We start from the raw sequence: 18,877 nt of genomic DNA on the forward strand, positions 1-18,877 counted from the left end.
AAAGGCGCGGCAAATACAGGAGAATTTGAATGGCTCGCATTACCTTGCGTCAACTGCTCGATCATGCGGCAGAGCACGATTACGGGGTGCCGGCGTTCAACATCAACAACATGGAGCAGGCGCTGGCCATCATGGAGGCCGCCTCCTCGCTCGATGCGCCCGTCATCATCCAGGCCTCGCGCGGCGCGCGCTCCTACGCCAATGACGTGATGCTCAAGCACATGATGGACGCGGTGACCGAAATCTATCCGCAGATTCCGGTCTGCGTGCATCTCGATCATGGCAACGAACCCGCCACCTGCATGACCGCGATCCAGGCCGGCTTCACCTCCGTGATGATGGACGGTTCGCTGAAGGCCGACGGCAAGACCCCCGGCGACTGGGACTACAATGTCGGCGTGACCAAGACCGTCACCGACATGGCCCATCTCGGCGGCATCTCGGTGGAAGGCGAACTCGGCGTGCTCGGCTCGCTCGAGACCGGCATGGGCGACAAGGAAGACGGCCACGGCGCCGAAGGCAAACTATCGCACGACCAGTTGCTGACCAATCCGGATGAAGCTGTGAAGTTCGTCAAGGAGACCAGGGTCGATGCGCTGGCGATCGCGATGGGCACATCGCACGGCGCCTACAAGTTCACCCGCAAGCCTGATGGCGATATCCTCGCCATGAACGTGATCGAGGAGATCCATCGCAAGCTGCCGAACACGCATCTGGTGATGCATGGTTCGTCCTCGGTGCCGCAGGACCTGCAGGAGATCATCAACGCCAATGGCGGCAAGATGAAGCCGACCTGGGGTGTGCCGGTGTCCGAAATTCAGCGCGGCATCAAGAACGGCGTGCGCAAGATCAACATCGACACCGACAACCGCATGGCGATGACCGGACAGATCCGTAAAGTGCTGAAGGATAATCCGGAAGAATTCGATCCGCGCAAATATTTGAAGCCCGCGATGGAAGCCATGGCCAAGCTGTGCAAGCAGCGGCTGCAGGAATTCAATACCGCAGGGCAAGCCAGCAAGATCAAGAAGGTGCTGACCACAGCCGAAATGGCCAAGCGGTACAGCAAGGGTGAGCTTGACCCGCGGGTCGCCTGAGCCGGCGCCTCGCAAACACCCCCGGTGCGACGAACGTTTTCTAGGCAATTGCCCGAGAACCGCCTATTTTGGTGCGCAAGGGCATGATGTTTCTGGAGAACTTCGATGAATCTCGCTGACCTCAACAAGGTTGCCCTCGCCATGGTCACCCCGGGCAAGGGCATTCTCGCCGCCGACGAATCCTCCGGCACGATCAAAAAGCGTTTTGACGCCATCAAGGTCGAATCGACCGAGGAGAGCCGCCGCGACTATCGCGAAATGCTGTTCCGCTCCAGCGAGGCGATGAGCAAGTATGTCTCGGGCGTGATCCTCTACGACGAGACCATCTGGCAGAACGCGAAAGACGGCACGCCGCTGGTCAAGCTGATCGAGCAGTCCGGCGCGATCCCCGGCATCAAGGTCGATGAGGGGACGCAAGCCTTGCCGCAATGTCCGGGCGAACTGGTGACGGTCGGCCTCGACAAGCTCGCCGAACGGCTGAAGAAATATTACGAGCGCGGCGCGCGCTTTGCGAAATGGCGCGCAGTCATCGACATCGGCAGCGGCATTCCCACGATGACCGCGATCAGCGTCAACGCACATGCGCTGGCGCGCTATGCCGCGCTGTGCCAGGCGGCGCAGATCGTGCCCATCGTGGAGCCGGAAGTCCTGATGGACGGCGATCACGACATCGACCGCTGCTATGACGTGACCCAGCGCGTGCTGAACAAGACCTTCCAGGAATTGCGCATTCAGCGCGTTGAACTCGAAGGCATGGTGCTGAAACCCAACATGGCCATTTCAGGCAAGAAGTGCGCGAAGCGGGCTTCGGTCGATGAAGTCGCAGAGAAGACCGTGCGCCTCTTGAAGGCGTGCGTTCCCGCAGCCGTGCCGGGCATCGCCTTCCTCTCCGGCGGGCAATCCGACGAGGAGGCGACCGCGCATCTGGACGCCATGAATCGGATCGGCGGCCTTCCGTGGAAGCTGACATTCTCCTATGGCCGGGCGTTGCAGGCAGCGCCGCAGAAGGCGTGGTCGGGCAAGGCCGAGAACATCGCCGCGGGCCAGCGCGCCTTCACGCACCGTGCGCAGATGAATGCGCTGGCGAGCAAGGGCGAGTGGGAAACCGGCCTTGAAAAGAAGGTCGCCTAGACTTGGCTAATAAGCACTTGGCCAATAAACCTGTTCCGCCGCGCCCGGCGCCGCGCCTCTATCTCGCGACATCAGAGGTGGACGACCCGGCGCAGCTTGCGGCCCAGCTTCCGGAACTGTTGGCAGCGGCCGACGTCGCGGCAGTGCTGCTGCGGCTTAAGCAGACCGACCAGCGCACCATGATTTCGCGTGTGAAGACGCTGGCGCCGGTGATCCAGAACGCCGGCGCGGCGCTCCTGCTCGACGGCCATGTCGAACTGGTGGCGCGCGCAGGCGCCGATGGCGCGCATCTGAACGGCCTCGCCGCGCTGGAAGATGCCTTGCCGTCGCTGAAGCCAGACCGCATTGCCGGCGTCGGCGGCCTTGCCACGCGGCACGATTCGATGGCCGCGGGCGAACGGGGCGCGGACTACGTGCTGTTCGGCGAGCCCGACGCCGACGGCCAGCGGCCCTCGACCGAAGCGATTGCCGAGCGCCTGCAATGGTGGGAAGAACTGTTCGAGCCGCCTTGCGTTGGCTTTGCCGCCTCGCGCGAGGAAGCTGCCGAATTTGCAGCCAGCGGCGCGGATTTTGTGCTGGTCGGCGATTTCGTCTGGGCCGACCCGCGCGGCGCAAAGGCGGCGCTGATCGATGCCGCGCAGGCGATCGCAGAAGCGCACGAGGTCGCGTTCGGAAAAACCAAGGCCGGGCACGGATAACGCCGGACAATGAAACTCCTGCGTCCCATATCGCTGCTTGCGAGCCTCTTGATGACGATGGCCGGCGCCACCGCGCAGGTCTCGCTGACGCCGCCTGCCGCGCAGCCGCCCGCTAGCCCTCCGGCGGCGAAAAAGGAGGCGCCCAAGCCAAAGGCGCCGGCCGCAGCGAAAAAGCCCGCCGCGACACCGACGCCGACGCCGGCAGCGCCGCTCAAGCCCGCGGCAACGCCTGCGCCCTCCCCCTCGCCGACGCCCGCCTTCGAGGATCCGAACGTCGACGCCGTCTACGGCGCCTATCAGCGCGGCCTCTACAAGACGGCCTTCGATCTCGCGATCACGCGTGCGCAATATGCCCGCGACGCCAAGGCGATGACAATGCTGGGCGAGCTCTATGCCAACGGACTCGGCATCAAGCGCGACTATGCGAAGGCCGCTGACTGGTACCAACGCGCAGTTGATGCCGGCGACCGCGAAGGCATGTTCGCGCTCGCCATGATGCGGCTGTCCGGCCGCGGCGGCGCCACCAACCGCGATCAGGCGGTCAAGCTGCTGGCCTCCTCGGCCAAGCTCGGCAACCCCAAGGCGGCCTACAATCTGGCGCTGCTCTATCTCGACGGCAACACGCTGCCGCAGGACGTCAAGCGCGCCGCCGAGCTGCTGCGCGCCGCCGCCGACGCCGGCAACCCGGAGGCGCAATACGCGCTGGCGACCTTCTACAAGGAAGGCACCGGCGTGCCGAAGGACATCGAGAAAGCGGTGCGGCTGTTGCAGGCGGCTTCGCTGGCCGACAATGTCGACGCCGAGGTCGAGTACGCGATTGCAATGTTCAACGGCACCGGCACGCCGAAGAACCAGCCGGCCGCGGTCGCGCTCTTGCGCAAAGCCGCCCGGCAAAACTCGGCGATCGCGCAGAACCGCCTCGCCCGCGTGCTCGTGAGCGGACTGGGGGTGCCTATGGACAAGATCGAAGGCCTGAAGTGGCACCTTGTCGCCAAGACCGCCGGCAAGGGCGACCCCGAGCTCGATGAACGGCTCTCGGAACTCAGCCCTGAGGATCGCGCCAAGGTTCAGGAGGCGGCGAAAAAATGGACCGGCACCGTCGGTGGCACGGCCAATAAATGACGCCTTGACGGCGGCACATCGGCAGGGCACCCAGTCCCTAACCCCCTGACGGCATTGGGCCGTTCCCTCACACCATAAGCTCACATCATGCTGTATTCAGCCCTTATCAACGTCATGGTGAAAGCCGCGCGCCGCGCCGGCCGCAGCCTCAAGCGCGACCTCGGCGAAATCGAGCATCTGCAGGTGTCGCTGAAGGGGCCGGCGAACTTCGTCACCAAGGCCGACAAGCGCGCCGAGGAAATGCTGTACGAGGACCTCGCCAAGGCGAGGCCGGGCTACGGCTTCATCGGCGAGGAAGGCGGCAGCCGCGAGGGCGCCGACAAGAGCCACACCTGGATCGTCGATCCCTTGGACGGCACCACCAACTTCCTGCACGGCATCCCGCAATTTGCGATCTCGATCGGCCTGCAGCGCGAGGGCACGATCATTGCGGGCGTGATCTACAATCCCGCTAATGACGAATTGTATATCGCCGAACGCGGCAAGGGCGCGTTCCTCAACGACCAGCGACTGCGCGTCGCCGGCCGCCGCCAGCTCGATGAATGCGTGGTCGGCTGCGGCCTGCCGCATATCGGGCGCGGCGATCATCAGCTGTCGAGCCGCGAGATGGCCGCGATCCAGAACAAGGTCGCAGGCCTGCGCCGCTTCGGCGCCGCCTCCCTCGACCTCGCCTTCGTCGCCGCCGGCCGCCTCGACGGCTATTGGGAACGCAACCTGCAGCCCTGGGACATCGCAGCCGGGCAGATCATGGTGCGGGAAGCCGGCGGGACGATCTCCGGCATGGAGGGCAGCGACGACCCGCTGAAGACCGGGCACGTGATCTGCGGCAATGAGTTCGTGCACGGCGAACTGGTGAAGATTCTGAAGCCGCTGGAGAAGTAGCCCGGCTCACACCGGGTGTCATACCCCGCGCATGCGGGGTATCCAGTACGCTGCGGCGTCTCGATTCATCACGACTGTCTCTGGAATACTGGGTCACCCGCTTTCGCGGGTGACGACAGCAGGAGTGTGCAGTTCGCTCGCTGCCGCCGCCTCCTCCACCTTCTCCTTATCCCCCGCCAGCACGCGCTGCACGCTGACGAAGAACACCGGCACCATCAGCAGCGCCAGGATCACCACCGCGATCATGCCGCCCATCACGCTGGTGCCGAGCGCCTGTTGGCTGGCGCCGCCGGCGCCGGTCGCGATCGCCATCGGCAGCACGCCGCAGACGAAGGCCAAACCCGTCATCAGGATCGGGCGGAAACGAAGTGAGCACGCTTCGATCGTTGCCTCGACCAGCGGCTTGCCCTGCGCGCGCAGATCCTTGGCGACTTCGATGATGAGGATGGCGTCCTTGGCCGCAAGGCCAATAATGGTGATCAGGCCGACGGTGAAATAGACGTCGTTCGGCAAGCCGCGCATCGTGGCTGCGATCACCGCGCCGCAGATGCCGAGCGGCACCGTCAGCAGCACCGCGAGCGGGATGGTCCAGCTCTCATAGAGCGCGGCGAGCAAGAGGAACACCACCAGCACCGAGAGGCCGAGCAGGAACGGCGCCTGCGAGCCGGACAGCTTTTCCTGCAGCGACTGCCCGGTCCATTCATAACCGAAGCCGCGCGGCAGCTTGCCCGCGAGCCGCTCCATCTCCGCGATGGCGTCGCCGGACGTGAAGCCGGGCTTGGCCTCGCCGGAGATGCGCACGGCGGGATAGTAGTTGAAGCCGGCAATCTGTGTCGGTCCCTTCGACCACTGCACCGTGGCGAAGGCTGAGAACGGCACCAATTGGCCGCGGTTGTTCTTGACGTTGTAATTGAGGATGTCGTCCGCGTTCATGCGGCTGGCGCGGTCGGCCTGCACGATCACGCGCTGCATCCGCCCGCGGTTCGGGAAGTCGTTGATGTAGTTCGAGCCGAGATTGGTCGAAATCGTCTGGTTGATGTCCTCGAATGTGACGCCGAATGCGCCGGCCTTCTCGCGGTCGATCATCAGATTGACCTGCGGCGCCGGCGGCAGGCCCTCGACATAAACCTTCTGCAGCACACGGCTGGCATTGGCTTCGGCGATCAGGCGATCGGACGCAGCGACCAGCGCCGGATAGCCCTTTTGGCCGCGGTCCTGCAGGCGGAACGAGAAGCCCGAGGAATTGCCGAGATTGTCGATCGGCGGCGGCTGCAGCGCCGAGATTTTGGCGTCACGGATCGATGACAGCTCGCGGTTGATGTCGGCGACGATCGCGGCGGCGGAATCCTTAGGGCCGCGCTCCGACCAATCCTTCAGCGTGATGAAGGCCTGCGCGGTGTTCATGCCCTGGCCGAGGAAGCTGAAGCCGGTCAGGAACGTGACGTCCTCGACGCCGGCGCGCTCGCGCAGATATTTTTCGACCTGCTCGACCGCGGCCTCGGTACGGGCATAGGACGAGTCGGACGGCGCCTGCACGTCGGTGGTGATAAAACCCTGGTCGTCGACCGGCAGGAAGCCGCCGGGCAGCCGCACGAAACCCCAGCCGAGCCCAATCAGCAGCGCGGCGTAGATCAGCATCAGCCGGCCGGTGCGCTTCAGCGAACCCTTTACGGTGCGCGTATAGCCGCCACGGCCCGACTCGAGCACGCGGTTGAACCAGCCGAACACGCCCTTGCGCGCATGGCCGTGACCGGCCTCGACAGGCTTCAGCAGTGTCGCACAGAGCGCCGGCGTCAGCGAAAGCGCCAGCAGCGCGGAGAAAGCGATGGCGGACACCATGGTGACCGAGAACTGGCGGTAGATGATGCCGACCGATCCCGGGAAGAACGCCATCGGCACGAACACCGCCATCAGCACCAGCGTGATACCGATGATGGCGCTCGTGATCTGCGACATCGCCTTGCGGGTCGCTTCCTTCGGCGGCAGGCCCTCCTCCGCCATGATGCGTTCGACGTTCTCGACCACGACGATGGCGTCGTCGACGAGGATGCCGACCGCCAGCACCATGCCGAACATCGTCAGCATGTTGATGGAATAGCCGGCCGCCATCAGTACCGCGCAGGTGCCGAGCAGCGCCACCGGCACCACGATGGTCGGGATGATGGTGTAGCGGATGTTCTGCAGGAACAGGAACATCACGATGAAGACCAGCACCACCGCTTCGATCAGCGTCATCAACACCTTGTTGATCGAGGCCTTGACGACGGGGGTGATGTTGTAGGGAATTTCGTAGCCGATATTGGCCGGGAAGAACTTCGACAGTTCTTTCATCTTGGCTTCGACGGCGCTGGCGGTCGCGAGCGCGTTGCCGCTCGGCGACAGCAGCACCGAAAGGCCCGCGGTCGGCTTGCCGTTGAGGCGCGTGTTGAACTGGTAGCTCAGGCCGCCGATCTCGATACGGGCGACATCGCGCAGCCGCACGGTCGACCCGTCCGGATTGGCGCGCAGCGTGATCGCGCCGAATTCCTCGGGCGAGGCGAGCTGGCCCTTGACCAGCACCAGCGCCGAAATCTTCTGCTCCGGCGTGCTCGGCTCGGCGCCGATGCTGCCGGAGGCGACCTGCGCGTTCTGCGCCGTTATCGCCTTGTTGACGTCGTCGGCGGTGAGACCGTAGCCGACGAGTTTTGCGGGATCGATCCAGATCCGCAGCGAACGTTCCGTCGAATAGAGCGTGGCGCGGCCGACGCCGGGAATGCGCCTGATTTCGCCGAGCACGTTGCGGATCATGAAATCGCCGAGGCCGATTTCGTCGAGCGAGCCGTCGGTGGAATTCAGGGTGATGATCTGCAGCACGGCGGAAGAGGCTTCCTCGACCAGGATGCCCTGCTGGATCACCGCGCGCGGCAGCCGCGCCTCGACGCGCTTGAGGCGGTTCTGCACTTCGACCGAGGCCGCGCCGGTTTCGGTGCCCGGCACGAAGTTGGCGATGATTTCGACCTGCCCCAGCGAGTCAGAGGTGGATTCGAAATTGAGGATGCCGGAGGCGCCGTTGAGTTCCTCCTCGATCAGCCGCGTGACGCTGTTGTAGAGGTTTTCCGGCGACGCGCCGGGATAGCTGGTCGAGATCGATATCGAGGGCGGCGCGATGATCGGATACTGCGCGACCGCCAGCAACGGAATCGAGATCGCGCCGATCAAACAGATGAAAAGCGCGACGACCCAGGCGAAAATCGGCCTGTCAATGAAGAAACTAGGCATCTATCAATCTCAGCGCGCAGCTTGCGTCGCTGGCATGCTCGATACTGATCCAACCGAGGCATCCGCATCGATCCACGCCTTCGCCTTGACCTTGTCGCCGGGCACGAACTTCTGGAACCCGTCGACGATGACGCGGTCGCCGTCCTTGAGGCCCTCGCTGACCAGCCAGACGCCGTCCTGCACCGCGCCGGTGCGGACCGGCTGCGTCGCCACGCGGCCGTCCTCCTTGACCACGAACACTTCGCTGCCGCCGCCGGCATCGCGCTGGATCGCCTGCTGCGGCACGGCGATGGAATCGGAATCGATGCCCTGTTCGATCAGGACGCGGACATACATGCCGGGCAGCAGTTCGCGATTCGGGTTGGCGAACTGACCGCGTAGCGTGACCTGTCCGGTATAGGCATCGACCTTGGCCTCGGAGAACAGGAGCTTGCCCGGGATCGGGTAAACTGTTCCATCGTCGAGCACGAGGCGGACCTTGGCCGCGTCGGGTGAAATCCGGTCGAGATCGCCATTGTCAAAGGCACGACGCAGCTTGTGCATCTCCGAGACCGATTGGGTGAAGTCGGCGTAGATCGGGTCGAGCTGCTGGATCGTGACGAGACTGGTGGTCTCATTCTGCACCACCAACGCGCCTTCGCTCACCAGCGCGGCGCCGACGACGCCGCTGATCGGCGCACGGATCGTTGCATAATCGAGGTTCAGTCTGGCGCGTGCGACGTCGGCGTTGCGGCTGCCGACCTCGGCCTCGGCCTGGCGCTGGGCCGCGATGGCTTTTTCGTTCTCGGCCTCGGGCGCCGCGCGCTGGCTGGTCAGCGTCGCGATGCGCCGCGCATGCTGCGAGGCGAGATCGAACGCAGCCTCAGCCTTGTCCTGCGCGGCTTCGCTCGCCTGCAGTTCCACTTCGAACGGCTTGGGGTCGATCCGGTACAGCGAATCGCCGGCCTTCACCTCGGTGCCCTGCTGGAACAGGCGCTCGACGACGATGCCCGAAACCCGTGCACGAACTTCCGAAACCCGGGTGGGCGCGATGCGGCCAGGCAGTTCCCGAACGAGGGCGCGTGACTGAGGCCGTACGGTGAAGGTGCCCACTTCAGGCTCGGGCGGCTTTGCCGCTGCGGTAGCTGCGATCGGTTCATTGCAGCCAGCCAAAAGCGGCGCCATCGCAGCTAACATCAATACGATGCACGCCGATTGCGTTCGAAGTCCGGACATTGAAAGCATTGCCCCAGTTCAGGTTTGAGAGCGCGAATTGAGCATTCGCGACGTTGTCGTAAGAGGTCGCCAGTACGAGACCTCGGGAACTCACGGTTGATGGCATATAGGATAGGGAGAGCCTGCTGCGACGCAATACGGTTTCGCGGCGGCCCAATGTCACACAACGCTATCGCGCTGAATTAGCGACCATTTTTCCTGACTCACTCGATTGTGAGCCGGGTTCCATCGCAGCGTTCCCGGGGTAGTCCGGATGGAGCGAAGCGCCATCCGGGTCCGGTGCGTATGGTGACACCGATTCCCCGGGTTTCGCTGCGCTTCACCCGGGCTAAAGGCATCCGGCACGAATCAGTTAACGCCGGCCTGACCGGCCGCCTTCAGCCGATAATGGCTGACGCCCCACTCGCTGCCGTCGGCGTAACCGAACAGGCCGGCGGTAGCGAGAAGGAACCAGCGCCAGCGCCGCATCCGCAACGCGGTCTCGCCGCCATGGACCTTGCGAAGCACGCGCTCGATTTCGTCGCGATGGGAATCGAAATTGTCCAGCCAATCCTGCGCGGTACGCTGATAGTGCAGCCCGCTCCAGCGCCATTCCTTTTCGACCTCGAACAGATCGGCATATTGCCGGATCAGATGGTGGCTCGGCATCACGCCGCCGGTAAAGAAACGTTGCGCGATCCAGTCCTCGCCACCCGCGCGATCGAACAAATAAGCGCCGGAGCGGTGGGTGAAGATGTGCAGGAAGAAGAGGCCGTCGGGCTTCAGCCATGCGCGCAGTCGAACCATCAATTCGCGCCAGTTCAGCATGTGTTCGAACATCTCGATGGAGAGGATGCGGTCGAACCGCGCTTCCGGCGCGAACAGGTTCACGTCGGATGTGATGACGTGCAGATTGGCCAGGCCACGCTTTGTGGCTTCGCACTCGATATATTCGCGTTGCGCGTTCGAGTTGGAAACCGCCGATATCTGCGAATGCGGGAACTGCCGCGCCATCCACAGCGACAGCGAGCCCCAGCCGCAGCCGAGTTCGAGAATCGACTGCCCATCGGCCAAATCGGCGTGCTCGACGGTCTGGCGCAGCGCTTCCTCCTCGGCCTCCTGCAGGGTCGAGGCCGCTTCCCGGTAGAAGCAACAGGAATAGTTGCGATTGGGGCCTAGCACGCGAGCAAAGAACTGGGCCGGCAGCTCGTAGTGCCGGACATCGGGCTCGTCGCTATATTCGGCGATAGCGCGCGCCGCCATTTCGTCGGCGAGCCAGGCATCGCTTTCCGCATTCCCCGTGGCAAGCCGCGTGGCGGCACGCGAGCAAAGCTGGTGGATTGCGGCCCGGACAATGGCATCGGGCAGCGGCACGCGCTCGGCGGTTCCCATGATCGTGGAAACGAAGCTCATGTGACCACTCCCTTCGGCAGAAAACGGGCTGCTGCGGCTGGTCTATCCCGCAATAGGTGCTTCCTTCGAATAGCCGCTGGACGGGGCGGCCGGCCCAGCGGGGGCTGCCGCCGATCCCTCGAGATATAAGGCCGTCATGAAAATCCCGGTTGGACATCGAAACGTTCCAAAATACGCTGATGTCAAAGCCGGGTTTCGGGAAGAGGTTCCACCATCGTCCACTTGAAATCGCGGCTTCCCAGCTTTTTTCTCCAGCCCGCTGTGCCATATTGGTTCCCCAGCTCGGCTTTTCGTAACGGATACACCCGCAAATGCCCTCAGGCCCTTCCTCCCGCTCCGAAATGGAGATCGAACTGAGCAAACTGTCCTCGCCCCGGATTTTCCTGGTGCGGATGCTGGTGTTCCTGGTGCTGTGCGCGCTGGTCACGGTCGTGCTCTACAAGCAGATCATGGTCGCGTTCTTTGCCAACCCCGGCCTCAACGCGCTGATCGGCGGGGTGCTGCTGATCGGCATCATCCTGTCGTTCCGGCAGGTGATCCGGCTCTATCCGGAAGTGGCCTGGGTCAACAGTTTCCGTATCGCCGATCCCGGGCTGGCGATAAACCGGCGCCCAACCCTGCTGGCGCCGATGGCGGCGATCCTCGGCGGCGAGCGCTCCGGGCGGATGACGATCTCGCAGCAGACCATGCGGCATTTGCTGGATTCGATCGCGACGCGGCTGGACGAGGCCCGCGATATTTCCCGCTACATGACGGGCTTATTGGTCTTTCTCGGCCTGCTCGGCACCTTCTGGGGCCTGATCGAAACCGTCGGCTCCGTCGGCAAGGTGATCGACGGTTTGAAGGTGGGCGGCGATGCCGGCTCCCTGTTCGACACCCTGAAAGAGGGGTTGGCCGCGCCGCTCAGCGGCATGGGCATTTCGTTCTCGTCCTCGCTGTTCGGCCTCGCCGGCTCGCTGATCCTTGGCTTTCTCGACCTGCAGTCGAGCCAGGCGCAGAACCGCTTCTACACCGACCTCGAGGACTGGCTCGCCTCCACCGTGCGCGAGTATGGCGATGGCGGATCCGGCATCGGCGGCGAATTGCAACATGCGATGGAACGTATGCGCGCGGTGGTTGAAGAGGGCGGCGGCAGCCGCAGCACCACGGCGGCGATGGCCAACCTCGCCGAGGCCATCCAGGGCCTGGTCGCGCATATGCGCACCGAGCAGCAGATGATCCGCGAATGGGCCGACGGCCAGGGCGAGCAAAACCGCGAAATCAAGAAGCTCCTGGAGCGGATCGCCAGACAGCCCGAGAAGAGCTGAACGAGTGCGCGCCCCGGACGCAGTGCGCCACCATAAGCGCGTTTACGCGCGTCTTCGACACGCTATGGTGCTGCGCTGCAGAGCCGTGGCCCATCGAGACAGGTCCCGGCCCTGCGGCGCAGCGTTTCACGCTGCACCGCGTCCGGGACACGATAGTGGAGAATTCTAAATGGCCCTCGCCCGTGCACGCCGCAGCGAATCCGGTTTCAACTACTGGCCGGGGTTCGTCGACGCGTTGTCGACACTGGTGCTGTCGATCGTGTTCCTGCTGTCGGTGTTCCTGGTGGTGCAGTTCTTCCTGTCGCAGGAGGTCACCGGCAAGGACAAGGCGCTGGAGCAGCTCAACGCCAAGATCGCACAGCTCAACGACCTGCTGTCGCTGGAAAAGCTCGCCAAGATCGCGCTCGACGACCAGGTCGGGCAATTGCGCGCCGGCCTCGCCGCTGCGGAGGGCGAACGCGACCGCATCAAGGGGCTTTACGATGGGCTGGCCGGCGCCGGCGGCGACGCCCAGGGCCGCGCCAATGAACTCAACAAGGCGCTCGAATCCGAAAAGACGGTGTCCTCGCGCGCGCTCGCCCAGATCGAGGTGCTGAACCAGCAGATCAGCGCGCTGCGCCGCCAGCTCGCGGCGCTCGAGGAAGCGCTGGAGGCCTCCGAAAAGCGCGACAAGGAATCGCAAGGGAGGATCGCCGATCTCGGGCAGCGCCTGAACGTCGCGCTGGCGCAGCGCGTGCAGGAACTGTCGCGCTACCGTTCGGAATTCTTCGGCCGCCTGCGCGCCATTCTGGGTAATCGCCCCGATATCCGGATCGTCGGCGACCGCTTTGTATTCCAGTCGGAAGTGTTCTTCGATACCGGCCAGGCGTTGCTGCTGCCCGAGGGCCGCGCCGAGCTGGATAAACTTGCAACGGCGCTGATCGATCTGGACAAGCAGATTCCGAGCGAGATCGCCTGGGTGCTGCGCGTCGACGGCCACACCGACATTCGGCCGATCAACTCTCCCCTGTTCAAGTCGAACTGGGAATTGTCGTCGGCGCGCGCCATCTCCGTGGTGCAATATCTGGTTTTCCTCGGCGTTCCCGCGCAGCGGCTGGTCGCCGCCGGTTTTGCCGAATTCCAGCCGCTCGACACCGCCCCCACCGAAGAAGCCTACAAGCGCAACCGCCGCATCGAACTGAAGCTGACGGAACGCTAGTGGCCGCAGGTTTCACGCTCCGTCCCTATCGCGCCGAGGACGAAGATGCGGCGATCGAACTGTGGCGGCTGACGTGGCAGCAGGCCTATCCCGCAATCGATTTCACCGCCCGCGTGGCGTGGTGGCGCGAGCGCTGGCGCAACGAGCTGGTGCCGAATGCTGCAATCGTCGTCGCCGAACACGCAGATGCGCTGATCGGATTCGTGACCATCGACGGATCAGGCTATCTCGACCAGCTCGTGGTCGGCCCCGATCACTGGGGCTCGAAACTCGCCGGCGCATTGGTCGATGAAGCCAAGCGCCTGTCGCCCGATGGCGTCACGCTACTGGTCAACAAGGACAATACCCGCGCCATCCGTTTCTACGAACGAAACGGCTTTGTGCATGCCGGCGAGGACGTGAATCCGACATCGGGCCGCGCGGTGCTGAAGATGCGCTGGAAGGCGTAACGTCCGACGCTGTCATACGCCCCGGATCAGTACTCCCGCCGTCAACACGACATAGGCGATGGCCAGCACGTCAAACGCGCGCGATGGGGTGATGATGGGTATCGAGACATGGCCGTAGCGAACGAGCAGCGCGCAAACTGCGAGAATGAACGAAATCAGGAAGATAACAACCGAAGGAGGCGTCAGGGCAAAACCACCGCGGCGAAAGGGCATAATCGTCTCCTGTTGAGCTGGCCGGGCAAGAAGCATGGCCTAGCAACAACAACGCGGCGCTTTAAGTTCCCGCCAATCGGCTACACGCCCTCAAATTGTAGTCGCGCCAATCGCGCGTAGAGTCCGTTCGCTGCAACCAGCTCCGCATGTGTGCCCTGCTCGACGATGCGGCCCTGATCCATCACCATGATGCGATCGCATGACAGCACGGTGGCGAGACGGTGCGCAATGACGAGCGTCGTGCGGTGCCGCATCAATTCCTCCAGCGCGGTCTGCACCAGCGTCTCGCTTTCGGCATCGAGCGCGGAAGTGGCCTCGTCGAGCAACAGGAGCGGCGCGTCGCGCAGGATCGCGCGTGCGATCGCGATGCGCTGGCGCTGGCCGCCGGACAGCGTCACGCCGCGCTCGCCGAGTTGCGCGTCGAAGCCGCCGGGCAGGCGCCGAAGGAATTCGGTGGCATGGGCCAGGTCGGCGGCGCGCTCGACTTCGGCATCGCTGGCGTCAGGCCGGCCGAAGCGAATGTTCTCGCGCGCGGAGGCCGCGAACACCACCGAGTCCTGCGGCACCAGCGCGATGCGCGAACGCACGTTGACCGGATCGGCCGACTTGATCGGCACGCCGTCGAGCGAAATCGTGCCGCGTGCGGGATCGTAGAAGCGCAGCAACAGGTGAAACAGCGTGCTCTTGCCGGCACCCGAGGGGCCTACGATCGCGACTTTTTCGCCGGCCTTGACCGCGAGCGAGACATTGTCGATCGCGAGCACGTCCGGCCGCGCCGGATAGGCGAAGCTGACGTTTTCAAAACCGACGTCGCCGCGCGCAGGCTGCGGTAGTGCTGCCGGCTGCGGCGGAGCCGTGATCTGCGATTTGACCCGCAGGATCTCGAACAGCCGCTCGGCGGCACCCGAGGCGGCCGAGACTTCGCCCCAGACCTCGCTGAGCTGGCCGAGACCGGCGGCGGCGAACGCCGCATACAGCACGAACTGGCCGAGCCGCCCCGGCGTGATCTGGCCGGTCAGCACATCGTGCGAGCCGACCCAGAGGATCGCCACGACGCTGGAGAACACGATGAAGATGATGATCAGCGTCAGCACCGCGCGCGCCCGCGTCGAGCTGCGCGCCGCCTCATAGGCCTGCTCGACCTCGCCGCCGAAGCGGGCCGTCGCCATCCGCTCGCTGGTATAGGCCTGCACGGTCCTGATCGCACCGATCAGCTCGGAGGCGTAGGCGCTGGCGTCCGCCAGCGTATCCTGCGCGTTGCGCGACAGCCGCCGCACCCAGCGCCCGAACGCCACCAGCGGAATCACGATCAGCGGAATGGCCAGCAGCACGAAGCCAGACAATTTCGGGCTCGTGATCACCATCATGGCGGTGGCGCCGATGAACAGCATCATGTTGCGCAGCGCGATCGATACCGACGCGCCGACCGCGGATTTGATCTGGGTGGTATCGGCCGTCAGCCGCGACACCAGCTCGCCCGAGCGCGCGGAATCGAAGAATGCGGGCGACAGCGAGACCAGATGCGCGAACACGTCGCGCCTGAGATCGGCGACGATGCGCTCGCCGATCGTCATGACGAGGTAGTAGCGCGACGCACTTGCCGCGGCCAGCACCGCGACAATGGCGATCATGACGCTGAAATAGCTGTTGATCAGGGCGATGCCTTCGGGGCTGAAGCCGAAATCGATCATGCGCCTGACCGCGATCGGCACCACGAGCGTGGTGATCGCGGCGACCGTCAGCGAGATGAAGGCGAGCAACGCGCGTCCGCGGTAGCGGGCGACATAGGGCGCCAGCGCCAGCAGCGGGCGGAGCTTGGCGCTCGTCTTGGCCGGCGACTGCGTCAGCTGGGCTTCGATGAAGGCCTCTTCCTCAAGCAGGGCATCGCGCCGTGGAGGCGTACCAGGGGGGCCTTCAAACTGTTCCGCTGCGCTCATGAAATCCGACCGGTTTTGCCGCCCCCAGATAGGCCCCGCGGCCCCCTCTGGCAAATCCGGGAGATTCCCATCAGGGCTATACGTAGCTTGTTTTGGCGGGCGGCTTACGTTATAGAGCCGCCAAATCCCGTATCCCCTGACATTGCGACGGGCGCCGGCGCGCCGAAGGATATGCCATGAAAGCCGAAATTCATCCGAATTATCATATGATTACGGTCGTGATGACCGACGGGACCGAGTACCAGACCCGCTCCACCTGGGGCAAGGAAGGCGACAAGCTGAACCTCGATATCGACCCCAAGTCGCATCCGGCCTGGACCGGCGGCTCGCAGCAGCTGCTCGACCGCGGCGGCCGTGTGTCGCGCTTCCAGAAGAAGTTTTCGGGCTTCCTCAAGAAGGACTGAGGGTTTTCGGACCCCTGCCCGTTCCGATCCAGAATGCAAAAACGCCCCGGTCTGCCGGGGCGTTTTTTTGTTTTGCTCGTCATTGCGAGCGCAGCGAAGCAATCCATCGCCCCGCAAAGCAAGTATGGATTGCTTCGTCGCTTCGCTCCTCGCAATGGCGGGGAATTACTGCTCGAAGGCCGCCTTCAGGCGGTTGAGCTGCGGCACCAGCGGGTTGCCGATCGGGGCTCGCTCCGCTGGCGACGCGTGGATCGTGGTGTCGAGGCGGCGAACCCGCGTCTGCAGGCTCATCGAGCGCGCGATCAGATCCTGCAATTGCTGCGGCAGCTTGGCGATCATGTCCTCGGAGCCGGGATCGGCGGCCGTGAGCTTGACCTTGGTTTTTTCCCGATTGGCCTGGGTCAGCGTCATCTCGCCTTCCTTCACCGCGCGATGCAGCAGCAGCCAGGACGCGAGCTGCATCAGGCGGGTGGTAAGACGCATGCTTTCGGTTGCGTAAGTGAGGCTGACAGAACGCTCGAGCGCCTTGGCCTCGGTGCGGCCGTCGCCATCGAGATAGGCGGCGGTTTCCTCAACCAGGTCCATGCCTTCCCGAAACAGAACTCCGAATGCCGCGGAATTGGTGAGCCGCTCGCTGAACTGAACGAGCGCGGATTCGCTTTGCGAACGGTCCGCCATGGTTAACGCCCTCACGCCACTATTTGCCCCAACCGGCTGTGAACCACCGGCTTATGATGAACAAATCATTGCGCTTGTCCGGGCGAGAGTCCAGCGGCAACCGGATTTATGGTTTCCAGCGTATGGGGGCACAAAATAGCCGCGCTGCGCACAAAAAAGAGCCGCCGTTTCCGGCGGCTTTTGAAGTTGATAACAGGGAGGCGTCAAACAGAGTGGACAGGAGCCACTCGGTGTCCAAACGAGGACAATGCCAGTCATAAAGGAGAAAGCTTAATCCTTCGTAAACGAGCGATTTTCTTCAGAGATTATTTGCCATGTCGGCCAGTGGCCGAGTTTTTGGATTGACTCCAACTGCTGGTCGTCCCTGCGAAAGCAGGGACCCATAACCACCGGCGGATTTGATTAAGGGAAAGTCGGCCAGCGGCCTGCCACAAGATGGGCCGCGGCGTATGGGTCCCTGCTTTCGCAGGGACGACGAGGTGAGAGATCGGGTTAAATCTCTACGACTTGAAGAAACTGTTCGCCGCGTCCTTCGACGCGCGCTTCTTCGTGGCGGCCTGCTGCAGCCTTTCGATTTCCGAAGTCATCAGCGCGATGCGCTCGGTCAATTCCTCGACCGACAGCAGCGACAGGTCCTGGCCGATCTCATGCGTGATTTTCTTCCGCGGCTTGTCGTCATCCTCGATCGCCATGCGTTTCTCCTTGCGCTGGGCGGTCCCCGCAGCGGTTGCCAGCCGGAGCCGGGCTGGTTAATCAGGGGCCGCCTTAAATTCCCGCATTTCGCAAGGACAAATCATGGAAAAGCTGCCCGCGCAAATGACCGTCGTCGGCATCAGCAAGCCCGGCGGCCCCGAGGTGCTGTTGCCGGAAACCCGCGCCGTGCCGGTGCCCGGTCCGGGCGAAATCCTGGTCAAGGTGATGGCGGCCGGCGTCAACCGCCCTGATGTCGCGCAGCGCTCCGGCGCCTACCCGCCGCCGCCCGGCGCCAGCGACCTGCCCGGCCTCGAGATCGCGGGCGAGGTGGTCGCGCTCGGCGAAGGCGCCACCAAGCACAAGCTCGGCGACAAGGTGATGTCGCTGGTGGCGGGCGGTGGCTACGCCCAATATTGCATCGCGCAAGACGCGCAGGCGATGGCGGTGCCGCCGTCGCTCTCGATCCAGGAAGCCGGCGCGATCCCGGAAACGCTGATGACGGTCTGGCACAATGTGTTCGAGCGCGGCGCGCTGAAGCCGGGCGAAACCTTGCTGATCCACGGCGGCTCATCCGGCATCGGCACCATGGCGATCCAGCTCGCCAAGGCGTTCGGCTCGAAGGTGATCGTGACCGTCGGCTCGCAGGACAAGATCGACGCCTGCCTGAAACTCGGCGCCGACCGCGCCATCAACTACAAGACCGAGGACTTCGTCGCCGCGGTCAAGGCGGAAACCAACAATGTCGGCGTGAACCTGATCCTCGACATGGTCGCCGGCGACTATGTCGATCGCAATTACGATGCCGCCGCGGTCGACGGCCGTATCGTGCAGATCGCAACCCTCAATAGCCCCAAGGTCACCGTCAACATTGCCAAGGTGATGGTGAAGCGGCTGACCCATACCGGCTCCACGCTGCGCCCCCGTACTAATGCGGATAAGGCAGCGATGGTGGCCGCAATTGAGGCCAAGGTCATGCCACTATTGCGCGAAGGACGTGTAAAACCGCTGATGGACAGCTCATTCCCGCTGGAAAAAGCCGCCGACGCGCACAGGCGGATGGAGACCAGCGCACATATTGGCAAAATTGTGTTGGCGGTATAGCGGATCGCGCGCGGAGTGAAGGCGGAAACCCTTTGATTCGCTTTGCTTTCATGTCATTTATCGCGGTAACGCCGACCCGTTCGCTGGGCCGGGAGAATCGTT

General features: G+C 63.9%; 17 protein-coding genes. 10 read left to right on the plus strand and 7 right to left on the minus strand.

Going from position 1 to position 18,877, the window contains the following annotated elements; all coding sequences use genetic code 11:
- The first annotated feature begins 29 nt into the window (after positions 1-29).
- The 5 genes from fba (at position 30) to KIP88_RS17420 (ending at position 4,930) form a co-directional block, all read left to right on the plus strand.
- Positions 30-1,097 (plus strand): class II fructose-bisphosphate aldolase, encoded by a 1,068-nt coding sequence (gene fba, locus KIP88_RS17400; protein ID WP_212419498.1) that lies wholly within the window; start codon positions 30-32, stop codon positions 1,095-1,097.
- Positions 1,098-1,202: 105 nt separating this feature from the next.
- The gene (locus KIP88_RS17405; RefSeq protein WP_214489158.1) at positions 1,203-2,228 is read left to right on the plus strand and encodes a class I fructose-bisphosphate aldolase; all 1,026 of its coding nucleotides are present in this window, start codon (positions 1,203-1,205) and stop codon (positions 2,226-2,228) included.
- A gap of 17 nt (positions 2,229-2,245) precedes the next feature.
- Positions 2,246-2,926: a thiamine phosphate synthase gene (locus tag KIP88_RS17410; protein WP_214489159.1), complete on the plus strand. Its 681-nt coding sequence runs from the start codon at positions 2,246-2,248 to the stop codon at positions 2,924-2,926.
- Positions 2,927-2,935: 9 nt separating this feature from the next.
- Positions 2,936-4,048, plus strand: a complete 1,113-nt coding sequence (locus tag KIP88_RS17415) for a tetratricopeptide repeat protein (protein ID WP_214489160.1) — start codon at positions 2,936-2,938, stop codon at positions 4,046-4,048.
- 87 nt (positions 4,049-4,135) lie between these two features.
- On the plus strand, positions 4,136-4,930 hold the full coding sequence (locus KIP88_RS17420; protein ID WP_214489161.1) for an inositol monophosphatase family protein: 795 nt from the start codon (positions 4,136-4,138) through the stop codon (positions 4,928-4,930).
- A 93-nt stretch (positions 4,931-5,023) separates the two neighbouring features.
- On the opposite strand, the gene KIP88_RS17425 is transcribed toward KIP88_RS17420, so the two are convergent.
- The 3 genes from KIP88_RS17425 to KIP88_RS17435 form a co-directional block, all read right to left on the minus strand.
- Positions 5,024-8,188 carry a multidrug efflux RND transporter permease subunit gene (locus KIP88_RS17425; RefSeq protein ID WP_214489162.1) on the minus strand — a complete coding sequence of 1,055 codons (3,165 nt, stop codon included), beginning with the start codon at positions 8,186-8,188 and terminating at the stop codon, positions 5,024-5,026.
- A gap of 9 nt (positions 8,189-8,197) precedes the next feature.
- Positions 8,198-9,403, minus strand: coding sequence for an efflux RND transporter periplasmic adaptor subunit (locus KIP88_RS17430; protein ID WP_214489163.1), 1,206 nt, complete (start codon positions 9,401-9,403; stop codon positions 8,198-8,200).
- Positions 9,404-9,751: 348 nt separating this feature from the next.
- Positions 9,752-10,795 (minus strand): cyclopropane-fatty-acyl-phospholipid synthase family protein, encoded by a 1,044-nt coding sequence (locus KIP88_RS17435; RefSeq protein WP_214489164.1) that lies wholly within the window; start codon positions 10,793-10,795, stop codon positions 9,752-9,754.
- A gap of 311 nt (positions 10,796-11,106) precedes the next feature.
- On the opposite strand from KIP88_RS17435, the gene KIP88_RS17440 reads away from it, so the two are divergent.
- The 3 genes from KIP88_RS17440 to KIP88_RS17450 all read left to right on the plus strand — a co-directional run bounded on the left by KIP88_RS17440 (position 11,107) and on the right by KIP88_RS17450 (position 13,749).
- Positions 11,107-12,102, plus strand: a complete 996-nt coding sequence (locus KIP88_RS17440) for a flagellar motor protein MotA (protein ID WP_214489165.1) — start codon at positions 11,107-11,109, stop codon at positions 12,100-12,102.
- 169 nt (positions 12,103-12,271) lie between these two features.
- On the plus strand, positions 12,272-13,300 hold the full coding sequence (locus KIP88_RS17445; RefSeq protein ID WP_214489166.1) for a peptidoglycan -binding protein: 1,029 nt from the start codon (positions 12,272-12,274) through the stop codon (positions 13,298-13,300).
- Positions 13,300-13,749, plus strand: a complete 450-nt coding sequence (locus KIP88_RS17450; protein WP_214489167.1) for a GNAT family N-acetyltransferase — start codon at positions 13,300-13,302, stop codon at positions 13,747-13,749. The genes KIP88_RS17445 and KIP88_RS17450 overlap by 1 nt, the downstream gene beginning before the upstream one ends.
- A 12-nt stretch (positions 13,750-13,761) precedes the next feature.
- On the opposite strand, the gene KIP88_RS17455 is transcribed toward KIP88_RS17450, so the two are convergent.
- Positions 13,762-13,962: a hypothetical protein gene (locus KIP88_RS17455; protein ID WP_214489168.1), complete on the minus strand. Its 201-nt coding sequence runs from the start codon at positions 13,960-13,962 to the stop codon at positions 13,762-13,764.
- Positions 13,963-14,042: 80 nt separating this feature from the next.
- On the minus strand, positions 14,043-15,899 hold the full coding sequence (locus tag KIP88_RS17460) for an ABC transporter transmembrane domain-containing protein (RefSeq protein WP_214489169.1): 1,857 nt from the start codon (positions 15,897-15,899) through the stop codon (positions 14,043-14,045).
- Positions 15,900-16,075: 176 nt separating this feature from the next.
- Here KIP88_RS17460 and rpmE point away from each other — a divergent pair, with 176 nt between their 5' ends.
- The gene (rpmE, locus tag KIP88_RS17465; protein ID WP_025588166.1) at positions 16,076-16,303 is read left to right on the plus strand and encodes a 50S ribosomal protein L31; all 228 of its coding nucleotides are present in this window, start codon (positions 16,076-16,078) and stop codon (positions 16,301-16,303) included.
- Positions 16,304-16,468: 165 nt separating this feature from the next.
- Here the strand turns inward: rpmE and KIP88_RS17470 are convergent, their stop codons facing one another.
- Positions 16,469-16,981 (minus strand): DUF1465 family protein, encoded by a 513-nt coding sequence (locus tag KIP88_RS17470; RefSeq protein WP_214489170.1) that lies wholly within the window; start codon positions 16,979-16,981, stop codon positions 16,469-16,471.
- Between the two features lie 500 nt (positions 16,982-17,481).
- Entirely contained in the window at positions 17,482-17,673 is a 192-nt protein-coding gene (locus KIP88_RS17475; RefSeq protein ID WP_214489171.1) for a DUF1192 domain-containing protein, read from the minus strand.
- Positions 17,674-17,776: 103 nt separating this feature from the next.
- On the opposite strand from KIP88_RS17475, the gene KIP88_RS17480 reads away from it, so the two are divergent.
- Positions 17,777-18,775, plus strand: coding sequence for an NAD(P)H-quinone oxidoreductase (locus tag KIP88_RS17480; RefSeq protein ID WP_214489172.1), 999 nt, complete (start codon positions 17,777-17,779; stop codon positions 18,773-18,775).
- Positions 18,776-18,877: the final 102 nt, after the last annotated feature.

The organism is Bradyrhizobium sp. SRL28 (assembly GCF_018596315.1).
Taxonomy (GTDB): Bacteria; Pseudomonadota; Alphaproteobacteria; order Rhizobiales; family Xanthobacteraceae; genus Bradyrhizobium.